6 protein-coding genes are annotated in these 13,961 nt (G+C 34.8%); 2 read left to right on the forward strand and 4 right to left on the reverse strand.

Annotated elements, in window-relative coordinates; genetic code table 11:
* Positions 1-10: 10 nt before the first annotated feature.
* Positions 11-580, forward strand: a complete 570-nt coding sequence (locus UABHE_RS10720) for a glutathione peroxidase (RefSeq protein WP_372370273.1) — start codon at positions 11-13, stop codon at positions 578-580.
* 201 nt (positions 581-781) lie between these two features.
* Here the strand turns inward: UABHE_RS10720 and UABHE_RS10725 are convergent, their stop codons facing one another.
* Together UABHE_RS10725 and UABHE_RS10730 are read right to left on the reverse strand one after the other, a co-directional pair.
* Complete coding sequence (locus tag UABHE_RS10725; RefSeq protein ID WP_372370274.1) at positions 782-2,065, reverse strand: formylglycine-generating enzyme family protein; 1,284 nt, start codon at positions 2,063-2,065, stop codon at positions 782-784.
* A 122-nt stretch (positions 2,066-2,187) separates the two neighbouring features.
* Complete coding sequence (locus tag UABHE_RS10730; RefSeq protein WP_372370275.1) at positions 2,188-6,795, reverse strand: protein kinase; 4,608 nt, start codon at positions 6,793-6,795, stop codon at positions 2,188-2,190.
* 312 nt (positions 6,796-7,107) lie between these two features.
* On the opposite strand from UABHE_RS10730, the gene UABHE_RS10735 reads away from it, so the two are divergent.
* Entirely contained in the window at positions 7,108-9,207 is a 2,100-nt protein-coding gene (locus tag UABHE_RS10735) for a hypothetical protein (RefSeq protein ID WP_372370276.1), read from the forward strand.
* 681 nt (positions 9,208-9,888) lie between these two features.
* Here the strand turns inward: UABHE_RS10735 and UABHE_RS10740 are convergent.
* Both UABHE_RS10740 and UABHE_RS10745 read right to left on the reverse strand, forming a co-directional pair.
* A complete protein-coding gene (locus UABHE_RS10740) occupies positions 9,889-10,080 on the reverse strand; it encodes a four helix bundle protein (protein ID WP_372370277.1) in 192 nt (63 codons plus the stop codon).
* Between the two features lie 118 nt (positions 10,081-10,198).
* Positions 10,199-13,570, reverse strand: a complete 3,372-nt coding sequence (locus UABHE_RS10745) for a DUF4062 domain-containing protein (RefSeq protein ID WP_372370278.1) — start codon at positions 13,568-13,570, stop codon at positions 10,199-10,201.
* Between the last annotated feature and the right edge of the window lie 391 nt (positions 13,571-13,961).

The following is a 13,961-nucleotide window of genomic DNA, read 5'->3' on the forward strand; positions in this document are numbered from 1 at the left end:
AGAATACATTATGTTAAAAAAAATATTATGTTTATTATTGATGTGCAGTGTTATTTTTGCAGAAAAAGATGTCAAAAAAAGCGAAAAACCAATATATGATGTTGCAATAACTACCATTGATGGCAAAAAAGCTAAGATGTCAGACTACAAAGGAAAAGTCGTTCTAATTGTAAATGTCGCAAGCGAATGCGGTTTTACATATCAATATGAAGGTCTACAAAAAATATATGCCAAATATCAGAAACAAGGTTTTGTTGTTTTGGGTTTCCCTACCAATGATTTTGGAAAACAAGAACCAGGAAGTAACAAAGAGATTCAAAATTTTTGTACTTCGCGCTTCAAGGTCACATTTCCAATGTTTGCAAAAATAACTGTAAAAGGAAAAAGCAAGCATCCTCTTTATGGTCTTTTAACTAAAAAAGACACTAACGAAAAATTTCATGGTGAGATAACATGGAATTTCAATAAGTTTTTGGTGGATAAAAACGGAAATGTTGTTGCTCGTTTTGGTCCACGTAGCAAGCCGCAAGACGAAGTAATGACTTCTGCAATTGAAGGTGCATTAAAAGATAAGAAGTAATTTATTTAAAGAAAAGTGAGTATTTTCAAGGAGTACAAACTGTGAATGTGATTGTATTCCTTGTGGTACTGAGCTTTTGCAAAGATGTAAGACACAATTAAACAGCGCGGTGTAAAAACTGTTTCATAGCACTCCTACACCGCGTTGTCTTAAAAAAAATCTATTCGATTACAATTATGTTGTACCAACGTAAGTAACCATTTACTCCACTTGTAGTACACTACGAAAACCAATGTCATTTTTTGTTGTTTCTGTTGAAACTTCGATAGGTTTTTGTAACATTTCCATACTACTGTTCCAACTTCCACCATAACAAAATTGTTGGTCATTCTCACCATTTTCACTCCACTCCCATACGTTGCCTAACATATTACTACAAAAATAAGGGGAGTCACCTAATCCATCAAAAGCAATTGTTGGTGCTAACCATGCAAAACCATCTGCATTTGCTTTTTCGGGGTGATAATTACAGCGATAAACAAATTTATCAGGAGAATCACTTCCCCAAGGAAAAGTACGCTGAGGCAGAGGGTTCTCTACAAGGGAAATAGATTTATTTTGTAGTTGAGGTATTTGTGTTCCGCCGCGAAAAGATTTTTGCCACTGTGTTGTAGATGGAAGGTTTTTCCCTGCCCACTTACAATACTCTTTTGCACCTAACCACGAGACTTCAACAATAGGATAAAATTCACTACCTTGTTTCGGCGTATACACACCGTCATTTTCTTGTATAAGAGAATGTGGGCTCTTTATATATTCATCTATTTCATCAGGTTTTTGATCATTTAAGAACGTGCAAAATTGTTGATTATTTACTTCATATTTATCAATGTAAAACCCAGGCACTTCTTGGTCAACATTTTTAAATTTTCCCTTTGAAACATATACCATAGCGCTTTGGTCTTTTTCCCAAGTATAAAGACCTGGTGTTTTTGATTTTGTTAATCCAGAAGGCATCTCTTCATTGAACCATCCGCGATTGTTTTTGCTACTTTGTAATTCAGTAACACGCTTCGCAAGAATACTGTTATTTAAGCTTTCAGAGACGCGACTTTGCATTTCTTTCCAAGTTTTTGTACGTATAAACTTGGTTTCTTCCTTACTATCACCTACAGGGAGTATTCGATAAAATAATATTAGTGTATTTGTTTTACGCGAAACATTGATTCCCGAAATGATCAAGTAATCTACTTGTCGTTCTTGTAACCATTTACGAAAATTGGGTTTAATTTTAAAAGATTTAAACAAATATGTAGCTGTTGGTTTAACACCTTTATAAAATTTACGCATTACTGAAAGTGTGTTCTTTGCAGGAATATAATTCACCATTTCTGGAGGAACAATTTGACGTATCATTTTATTGACGTCTTTTGCTTGAGACTTTAATTTTTTATGATACGCTTTACAGTAAATGGAAACTGTGATTTTGTTGTTTTTGGCATACGCAAAGCTAATCAATACCATAATAATTAAGAATTTTTTCATATTTTTGATGCGAAAATGATTTAGAGATATGGCCAAGAAGAACCATTGCTAAATTTTGCGTTCTAATCCTATTAGAGTAGACCTTCGCATCCTCCTTTCTCGTAATATTTGAATGTTCTCATTTACTCAATGATATCCTTTACCCATAATTTCATAACATTTTTTCCTGACGAAAAATACAAAAATTCTTCGTCGCAACTTGGTTTAGAAAAAATTTCATCTTCCTTAGTTGCTTGGTACTCCATGAGTATTTTTCCTGTGGCTTTGGAAAGTCCCCATATATTATATTCACCGCACACAAAAATAACTTCCTTACACTCAAGAAGCGGAGCATTTATTTGGGAAGATACTTTTTGTGTCCATAAGTATTTTTTTGAACTTGTTTTTATACTGTATACTTCTCCACGTTTAGTTGCAAAGTACATTGTACCTTTACTAACAATTGGATTTGAAACAACAGATGATTTACTTGGGTATTTTGCTAAGACTTTTCTCGAAAGACTTATCGCGAGAATTCCTTTAGTTGTTGGTGTATATATAATTTTATTATCGTATGTTGCTTCTCCGCTAATAGGGTATTGTCTTGTTCTTGCTATTCGATTTGTTTGTACATTCACAAAATAAAGTCGCTTTTTTCCAGAGACAACAACCATGTTTTTTTGGTAAATAGGAGAGTATTCTATTTTGTCAGAAATACGAAATGTCTTAGCTATTTTAAAGCTTTTAGACGATTTATTTACAACATACACTTTCCCAGTTCGAGCTGCAACAACTACCTGGTCAAGGTTACGTGCTTGCGGTCCTCCCTTAAAACTTTCTCCTGAAATACGACCTTGCCAGGAAATAGCATCTTTTGCATCAATAACATCTTTTCGCAAATCAATTACATAAATATAGCCTGCAAGAGTTGAAACAAATAAATGATCTTTGTATATTTTCATTGGGCCAGTAATTTCGGATAGTCGTCCAGTGTATAGTTTCCAAATCTCTTCTCCGCTTTTATTTATACAGTAAATTCGATTGTCGCGGCTTGCAAAAATCACCTTGTCTTTGTATGTTAAAATAGGCGACTCAATACGTCCTTGCGTTGCAAACTTCCAAACGGGTACTCTTTTTAAGTTTAAAATGATTTTCCATGTTTTTTGGCTATTTATCTTTTCATCAGTAGCTTGCTTTAGGCGTAAACCTACTGACTTTATTTTCCACTGTAGTTTTATACTATCGTTAAATTTTTGTTTATAAATAATTGGACTGCGGCCCAAAAGCCTATTTCCATCGTAACAATTAATGCCTGTCATTGGCGATGTTGTTATAATTGTTGGCCACATGGCTTCTTTCAAAAAGCGACTATTAATTAGTTTTCTATTCGAAAGAATGCGTTGTAAATAGTCATAGGCTTCTTCTTCATTCCCGTTTTCTAAATGAGTAGTAGCATCTTTTAACCACTTTTCGGTTTCTTGTAAATCTTTTGTTAATGATTCACGGTACGCACTAGCCCGTTTAGCATTAATCGAATTTTTTAGTAACGATTCTACCCGTTCGTAGGTTTCAATAGCTAATTCGATCATCCCTTTGTTTTCATATTCTCTTGCTTCATTGAGAAGTCCTTGTTGCTGCTCTTCACGTACAATTTTTTCGCTAACCCATTTTTGTCTTTCTCTAGACAATAGAACTTTTACTTCTTCTACTCTTTTATTCCATTTTTCATAATTCTGTGTACGCAAGCTTTCTAATATTAATTCTGCTTTTTCGAATTCTTGGCTTTCAATTAATTGAGTAACACTTGCAAAGTCACGTTCGTTTTTTTCTTTTTTACTAATTTCATACTGATAACGAATGTCATCTATTTTTTTCTGTACTATTTTTTCTAAATATTCTTTTTCTGGTTTAAAATATTGAGCATGGATTTTATCTAACTCTTTGAGCAATTGAGTGTGGTCATTACTATACTGCTTCTCAAGTTCCTCTAGTTTTGTTGCAAGCGCTTTTTTATTGCGATTAATAAGAGTAGCTTCTATTTTTTTGTTTTCCTTGATGTACAAACTCATTGCTTCTACGTGAACTTGTGAAAAATAAAAGTTTTTGCCGATATATTCCAATTCCTGCTGTACAACTAGAAAGTTACCAACTTCAATTTGCTGCTTTATTCGTTGAAATTCAAAATAATAGCTAATTTCGCGATAACCAAACCATGCTATAAATAGTCCAACAATACTAACAAAAATGTATTTCGGGTTTACAACAAACGAATTCTTTTTGATCACTTTAGTTGCAGAATCTAAAACACGAATTAACTTGACGGGTTTACCTTCTAACTCAAATAATTGTTCGCGAATATCATCTTTACCAGGATCTATCTTTAGTATTTTTTTGTAAGTTTGAATGAGAGCTTCTTTATTCTCTAAACGTTTGTATATACCAGCTATTTTAATAAAAGAGTCTACAGCCTCTGCGTTTTTGCTCTCGTCAATATAATAATTAACTAGTTCTTGGTGGCATACTAATAGTCCAGGGTCTACTTCAAGCAGTTGTGTACAAATATCAACAAGTAATTTACTTTGTTTTCCTGTACGTAGTTTGGGAATCAACTTTTCACCAATTTTAATAATTTCATCAGCTGGTTTTTCAAGCTTTATATAAAGCTGAAGTAAATGCAAAAGTGGTTCATGATCTTTATTATTAAGGGTACCTGCATATTGATAACAAGATTGTGCTCGGTCAAAATCCCCTAATTCAGCGCGTAGTTTTCCACAATACAGCCAGTATTCGATTGCTTTTTCGCTATTCTTTTTACTCTCATAAAATTGAGCAAGCTCCTCTAAAAGCTTAAAATTGTACCTATAAAATTTTAAACTAACATCAAGAAGAGGCTTTGCAATCGAAATTTCATCTTGCTCAAATAAAACGCGAACAAGTCCACCAATTTTATTTGCAGAGTACATCGCCTTTTCTTTGACAATAGCTCCAGCAAACAGTATCGCGTAATACTTCGGCAGCCCAATATCTTCTAATTTTTTATATTCTTCGAATATTTGCTGTAGTACACGGCCTAATTTAGTCTCTAATTCTCTTACTTTAGTAATTGTTATTTTACTTTCAGAATTAGGGAATATACTTTTATCAAAAATAGAAAATCCCTGGAAAAAGCTGTAGTCTGGGCATCCTTCTAGAATTTGAAAGAAAATACCAGCTAAAGAATTATCCTCAGCCCCTTCGTCCGCAAAAATATCTAAAACGGTCTGATATTCTAAACTGTAATTGCTTTGTGTTATTTTTTCTATTACGCTTTGTGCATCTTCTGGACCTAGAACAGTAGCATTTTCTTCATGAGGTAGAGGGCTGCAAGCATGAATTTTTTCGTGCGTATAAGTTAAAAGCAGAGATTTTATCGGTGTACGAAGAATAAGGGAGCCTGGTTGAAGCAAATTTAAAAACACCTGGATTGCAGTAGACGTATTTCTTAAAAAAGAAAAGATATCTACTCGCGCAACAATACAATAATCCCTAAATTCTCCTGGAGGTTCTTCTTCTACAAATTCCCAAGAAAAAGGGTCCCAAGACAATGAAATAGTAATGAGAAGCGTGATCATCTCTGAAAATGACAACTGAGAGTGTTTTTCCGTAAATTCTTCCATATAATTTTCAAGATAGGCGTATATGGCGTTATTTTCAATATACAAAAAAAGATGCTCTTCTTTAGAACGCACAGAAAGAATCCCTTTACGTCCTTCGTTTATGATTTTTTCAAGACCATCAGCAAGTTGTTCTTGACTAATGCCTGACAAACGATAGATAGTCTTTTCTTCACTAATCCCTTCAGAAACAACAGTGGTCTCTGGCTCAATGAATTTCCGTAGCTCTTCGGCTACTTCTCCGCAATTTTGATAGCGATCTTCACGATTTTTAGCTAGCATTTTAAGCACTATGTCAGATAATTCTTCTGGAATATCAGGTTCTATTTGAGTCAAAGCTTTTGGTGCTTCAGTGATTTGTTTTTCTAAAATATCATAGGAATTGTCTCCCATAAAAGGAGGACACCCGACAAGCAAATAGTATAAAGAAGCTCCCAAAGAATAAATATCTGTTCGCGCGTCTATTTGTGTTCCAACACATTGTTCAGGAGCCATATAAAGAGGCGTACCGACAATCAATCCTGCTGATGCACTTGATGTGGTGTGTATTGATAAACTTTTTGCCAAGCCAAAGTCGGTAATTTTAATAACTTCATCCATTGTTACCATGATATTGGCAGGTTTTACATCGCGATGAATGATGTCTTTTTGATGCGCAGAGTAAAGTCCCTCAGCAACTTGTATCCCATATTCAAGAGCTTTTTCTATTGGCAAACGACCACTGTCAAGGCTTTTAACTAACTTATCAAGTGAAGCACCATCTACATATTGCATAGCAATATAAAAAGTTTCGAGTTCTTCACTATAATCAAGAGCATATATTTGGATAATATTTTTATGTTCTAGTTGAGCAATAGATTGAGCCTCACGCTGAAACCACTCAATGGCTTTACTATCTTTGTTTGGTGTGCTCAAAATCTTTAAAGCCACTTCCCTATTTAGATTAGTTTGTATCGCTTTGTAAACGGCCCCCATTCCACCTTTACCGATAAATTCAACTATCTCACAACCTCCAAGTTGGTAGCCAACCATTTCGGAGCCATATTTTATTGGGCTACCTCCACTAAAACCAATACTTTTTGAATTGTCACTAGTCATGTAATTCACTCCATATATTCGCACATAGAAAGTTGTTTTGCTCTTGCTAAGAACAATAACTTTATTTGAGTACAGGGGTTTTATTTTCTAGTACAGTACAAGAGATTCACAACTGTACACCAAAACTAAAATAAAAAAATAAACTCAAATAAAAATGCTTTTGTTAAGTCACTTATAAAAATTTTATTGGATCTACTCTTCACCTATTATATATTTGTTTATAAAATTGTATATGATATTTCGCAGAAATAGTAAAATAAGAAAGCCCTAGTTCTAAAACCTATACAAACATTGTAATATTTTGAGGTTATTATGTTGGCAGAAGATTTTCCCCCAGAATTAAAAAAGTTTATTAATACTATATCAGAAATCCTGAGCAAAGTGCAGCAGCAAAAACCACATCACACACTGTTAAACACTCAATTATCTATGTGTTTTGATGTTTTTGCATCTCTATTTTTTACCTCAAATAAAAGCATTGTTATTTGCTTTGTTTATGAAAATGCTCAACATCAATTGTATCTACAGTATACAAAATCCTCACTACAAATGAACAAACAACAAGACTATGATCTTAAAATCACTCTCGATTTAAAAATCCTAGAGCCCTACTTAGAAGAAGGATGGATTTTTCTTTTTTTGGCTTTTTTACAAGGGCATGGTACCCATTTTTCTTCTGACCTTCCACCTCTATTAAAATATCTATCGCAAATCAAAATATCGATGTCAGGTTTTAAAACCCTTCTACAGTGGTTTTTTCCATATTCTGGAATTGCAATTGTGATTCGAGACGGCAATAAATGCTTGCCAATAGTTCTTTATGGAGGAAAGACCCTTCATGGCAAAGTATTTCCTATTAGAGAGCAAAAAAAAATACTTGAAGCCACAAAGCAATTTCGCTATGAAAATAATATTGCTTTCGCTATAGGAGTAGAGCTCTCTTTCCTGTTAAAAATTATTTCCAAAACTAAATCACTAAAAGAATTGTTCAAAAACTATCGGAAAAATTGGGCGATCAGCTTACCCACAGAAATAGACGACTTCTTAGTAAATTATCAAAGCTTTTTTACTTTGATTATTCCTAAAAATATTGCTCATAAATTAGTAGAATCAAAAAATAATACCATTTTGCTTTTGAAAAACTACCACCAAAGTTTACAAGAATATTGGAAAAAGAATTTTATCTATATTCGATTTTTTGGAGATGAAAAAGAATTTTGCTTTGCCATTAACGGCCTGCAAATTGAAGAAGTAAAGTCACCACAGGATTATTTATTTCAATTCAATATTGATTCTTTTAATACTTGGTCATCATGGTTAAACGATAAATCTATTCGTCTATTTATTCGATTTCTTGATGCCATTACCCCTATTAGTTGGATAAAGCGTATAGTCTCTGATGAAATACTCCTGAAATTTAAGCTAAGAAATAGCAAAAACAGTGAACTCGATTTATTTATCATCGGAAAAGATATTTCTTTTCATAATAAATTATGCAATGGTGAATTTTACTTTGCTTTGCTGCATAAAGATAAAGTAATCTTCCAACAACAAATATCAGACAACAAACCAACTATAATCCACAAAAATGACCTTTGTGAAATTCACTTTCCACTGCATAGTTCACTATCTGGTATTTCTTTTGTTTTCAATAAAAAACAATGTGCGCAAGTGAATCGCGGATTTAGTCACTTAATCAGCGAAACATCTATTATAGCGGAGATAGCTCCAGGACTACGCAATAAGATTTATTACGGATCGTCAGAAGATATTGGTAAAAATATTACTATTGAAGAAAAAATCTACACAATAATAGATGGAAGCGCGATGATAAATGCAAGCAACGGTCGCAAAATAAAATATGATCCGCCACTGCAAACTTCGCAATTAAGCGTTCTTCAAAAACAAGAGAGCTACTTTGTAGCACACGGTGCAATGCTAAATGCCCAAGAAAATTGGCAAAAATTCGCTGCGTTAACCGAAACAATGGCAACGCATGTCCAGCAAACCCATGTAGCCAAATTTAAATACAACGAAATTAATTTTCCAAAACATAACAACGAGAAAAATGCTGTCCTTGTTTTTGAAGAACTTCCGATTATAGATAATGAAGTATCTACATTTTTTAAATACAGAGTCCTGCAAGCATGGATTGTCCCAGATTACAATTCTTTTCATATACGCATAGTTTGTATTTGTGAACAACGCAAACAACAAAGGGGCGTTGCTGTTTTTGAATACCCATGTGAAATGCCTGAATCACTACAACCTAATAAAATCAAAATGCTTCAAAGCATACAAAATCAAAAACGCATAGAATTCTTAATCGGAAAAACTTGTATTTTTTATATCCAACATCCAAGCTTTTCACTCTTTGCTAAGAAAAGAATTGCCTCTCTTATTTTGGAGTAAGTAGCATCGCAGGAATTCTTTAAATGAAAAAAGTTATCTTTTGGTTAGAGTATATAGATATTTAGAAGAATAGAGCGTGTCCTCATTCAAATAAAAAGACGTGACCTTGACCGTAATCCTTGTCGTGATCGTATAAAAACAATACGAGTTCATAAAGTTTTCCATCTTGCCATTGTTGAGAATCAAGAACTTGCATAGTATGAGTAGCAAGAATAGAGCTACGAACAATATGATAAAATCGAGCTTTATCTGCACCCAGAGGGGGTCAAGGTCATTTAATTCTTTTTTTGTTGATTTTCAAGAAATGCATAAGGTACTTATTTTACTTGCTATAGAGCTAATAATAGCAAAAATCTCTTTTTGAAATTTAAGATAAATTGAAGACAAATAAAAAATCTCAATTATAAGCTGCTACCTTTGTAACATCGAAGAAAAAAAATGAATGTAGGGCCTGTCATCATTCAAAGTATTGTCTATTTTTTCGAGCCCGAGCCCGCTTGCGAACCCGATCTCGTCTAGCAATTTAAGTCTTACGTTTTTACTTGAACTTTGACCAAACGAGTAAGCATTGCTACAACTCGCAAAATTTGTTCTTTAATTTTCTAGCTTTGTTGCTCCTCTGTTACGCAGCTACGGCTGCGCGCCTTCGTCGCGCCGCGCTATAAAAATAAAGCCCTGCATTCAACGGGTAACTACTTTTGTCAAGTCACTTAGTTTTAAACATCGACAGATATCAATAATAGAAGCACATTCAGTAGCAGATCGGCGAGCAATTCTATAAAAACGAGCTTTCTCGGCAGAACTAAATTCACCAGCGCCTTCTGCTATATTTAAAGAAATCGACAAAGCAGGTAATCGTGACTTTATTAACATTGCTGTTCCTACTAGTTCTCAGGCAAGATTTCTCAGAAGACCATTGTCAAGTTTCTCCGTAGAGTTACCAGTAACAACAATTTTTCACTTTAAACATACTCTTACCATACACAAGAAATCATTTGGTGATAATTTCTAACATATATATATAATCTCCAAAATACCCAGCAATGATATTATCGTGGGGAGATATTTTAAATTGCTTCATTTTTGCGGGAAAATATAGTGTGTCTTTAACATGGCGCGCTTTTATTAACAGTTCATCACTTTGCTGTTTTACATGTAGTCGAGGGTTTCCTGGTGGACTCTCTAATGTCCGATATAAACCATGTTTGACCTGAATACTGTTACCGGTTTTTGTTGACCAAATACAAATACGCTTGTCAGCTCCCCCTGTTGAGATTTCTTGTCCACTTGTGGTAAAGTCTAGGTTTGAGATCATTCCTTCATGTCCACGCATTGCGTACACTGATCCTGGTTGTGTTGACCATATGCGAATAGTCCCTTCGGCTCCTGCAGTTACAAGGTTTGTACCTTGAGAATTAATTGCAATGCTATGTATTCCCGTTTCGTGGCCTTTTATTTTTGATATGCATTTTGCAAATGGTAACTCCCAAGTACAAATCATACGATCCCATGATACCGAATACAGAAAATTACCACTTGGATGTATTGCTAACCCTGAAATCAGTTCATTGTGTGCATCAATTGTCGTTAAGCACAGTTGTGTTTTTATAGACCAAATTTTAATTTTGCGATCTTCGCCAGCGGACATTAATTGTTGTCCACTTTTTGTAAATACTAAAGCGTATAAATTGTTTTTGTGTCCTCGTAGAGTAAAATCTAGATTTTGCGTTTCTAAATTCCAAACACAGATGTTTCCTGTTGCGTGCGCTGATGCTAAATACTTACCATCAGGACTGTAGAGAACTTTCCATACATAACCGTTTTTAGGCAACAGTGTCTTTTGCAAATTTCCTTTACTATCCCACAAACAAATTTTGCCATCATAAGAACCACTAGCAAATTGTTGAGAGTGCGGATGAAAATCAACAGTTGTTACAGCAAGCTCATGCCCTTCGCAACTTGCTATTATTTCGCGACGTGCAGCAGACCATAGGTAAATCTTGTTATCATTTGCCCCAGATGCAAATGTATCTCCATCGCTGCAACTGGCAACACAATTTACTTTGTTACCATGTTGTCCTGAGTGAAAGATCGTTTCGCCTGTTGCAGTAGACCATAGATATACTTGACGATCTTCTCCCGCTGATATGACTTGCCCTCCTTGCTGATTAAATACCACATCATTAACTTTGCGCGTATGTCCGTAGAGCACTTTTAATAAAGGTGAATTTAAACCTGGAAGAAGTGGTCTATTGCTCTTGATCCACGCGAAATTTCTGTCAGATTCTTTGATGCGTCGCCAGTGTTCTGCTAAATGATAAATACATTTGTCATTATTGCGATGCCATGGTAATTCACCTTGTTTGAAAGCATCTTTGACGTGGTGTTTGGCTGTTATTGGGGAATCATGCCAGTAGCATCTATTCCATAAACATTGAAAAAGTTGCTCAGGGTGACGGCGAATAAATTGTAAATCGAGATTAAGAGCACGTGCGATGAGCCGTAGTGTTTCTTTATTTGTTTTCCCAGATCCTGGATGCGAAACATTTAAATTTTCATCAATAGGAACGGTTTGGTTATGTAGCGCACGTTCGAAATCTTCCAAAAGACCACTTAACATACCACGCGAACATTTTGCTTCGAGAAAGTGCAAATCACTAAGAGTATTTAACAGTTCACTTTGCTTCTCTGCCCACTGTAATTGGTAGGGTAATTCGGAAATAGTTCTGTCATATTTGTATTTTTGTTGTTGCAAGTATACCGCAAAATGACTATGTGCCCAGCGCATGCCCGATTTTCCTAAGAACATTTTTACTGATCTTTCGAATTCGGGATGGAAAAAATTTAAAAGGCCTTCACGTTTTACAATAAAGTTATCCAAAGACTTATGAATGCGTATCATAAAATCATCTGAAATAGAACGTTTATGCTCTTCAAGAATGATTTGTTCTAACTCGATTTCGGCAATACCACCGCGACCAGCAGCGATAAGTCCTAGGTAGTTTTCAATAGCATTTTCACCATAGGTTCGTTGTAAGCGCTTTAATATTTGGTGAAATAAACCGTTGACATTTTCCGCAAGTTGCGCAATAGCAGTTCCGCCAGCGCTCATTTCATCTAAAGCTACTTTAAGAAAGAGAGGATTTCCCGTTGCTCTTTTTAAGAGTATTTCTTTTTCTGTCACATCCAAAGAAATATTGTATTGTTCCAAGTAATTATCAATTATAGTGAGTATTTCTTCATTTTCTAACGTTGGTAGTTCGATATGTGATAGTTGTGGGTACTGTTTTAGTTTTTCCCATGCGCCAACTGCACGCGTGGTAATCACCACACGTATGTTCGTTGGCAAATTGTTTGCAAGCCATGATAAGTCGTCAATTTCCATTTCGTCAAGACCATCAATAGCGATCACAAGTGGTTTTTTAAAACTAACGAGAGTACTACGCAGTTGATATATCATTTCCTCTGTAGTTTGCGGAACTGTTTCTAGTAGTTTGAGACTTGCCAGTTGTTCTATCAGGCTTTGGGCAATACCATTTATACTGCGGCTATCACCTGCCATACTCATATAGTGCGCGATGATTGGTACTTGCGATTCTTGCTGCCAGCTGCAAATAAAATTAGCAAGAAGTGCCGACTTACCCGTACCAGCAACTGCTTCTATAGCCAAATAGTTTTTGTCCGCATCACTCTGACAAAATTCTCGAAGCTTTGCTAAGTAGTATACACGTCCAACAAAACCCTTATTCTTTTCTTGAACGATTTCTTGCAAAGCGCTCTTTCGATCTAGAAGTCCGGGTTTGACTACTTTTCCAGGTGGAAAATCGCGGTTTATTATATTTTGTAATTCCTGTTGTAATTTCTGTAAAACGCCTTGAGAGTCTTTATAGGTAAATACTTTTTCACCTGAATCTTCAAGGTATTGTTTCAGTTTTTGTAAAGAATCCATATCTTGTTGCGATTCACTAGACATTTGTTCATGAGTGTACTGCTCTAAGTCACCAAAACAGAAAAAGCGTCTGTCGCGAGGAATTATCTCTAAAGCTTTGCGAATTTCCATTTCAGTAATAGAGATATTTTGGGAATTCGTTTTTCCGTCAGCCGCTTGCGGAGGACGCCAACCATAGCGATATCCTAAAATTCCAATAAAATAATCACATTCTTCTACCATTTCCAAACACCAGCGAACGATGTCTTTTTCATGGCGATCACGCCAACGTAAATCATAGGGAATAAGTTGAAGTTTTCGTGAAAAAATAGCACGTTGAATTTTAGTAAAGACTTTTGCGAGATGGTCTCGTTCAAGTTCTAAATCCTTAAAGGTTGAGCTAACAAATACTTTTAGTGTTCTCCACGGTTGCATTAGATTTCCTCACATTGTAAATTTGGATTAGACATACTGCTGAAAACCACTACAATAATACAACACAAAATTCTACAAACCAATATATATTCAAAATTCCTATTGGCGAAAAGCTTTATGAAAAAAATATTATCCTTATGCACAGGGAACTCATGCCAAAGTCAAATAGCAGTAAGGGACGAAATTAAAAACTTTGTGGCTGACATTGATAAATATCTTCAATGATTTTTTTAAAAACAGCTATATAGAAATATAGAAAACATTATAACTATCTACAATAAGGAAACTTAACAAGAACGACAGATTCTAGCATTTTCATAGTTCACAACTGGAGTCAGTCTTATTTGCTCTTAGTCATGGTTGTTTTTTTTGACAAAGAAAAAATTTTATT

This window comes from Candidatus Uabimicrobium helgolandensis (genome assembly GCF_041508025.1).
GTDB classification, from domain to species: domain Bacteria; phylum Planctomycetota; class Uabimicrobiia; order Uabimicrobiales; family Uabimicrobiaceae; genus Uabimicrobium; species Uabimicrobium helgolandensis.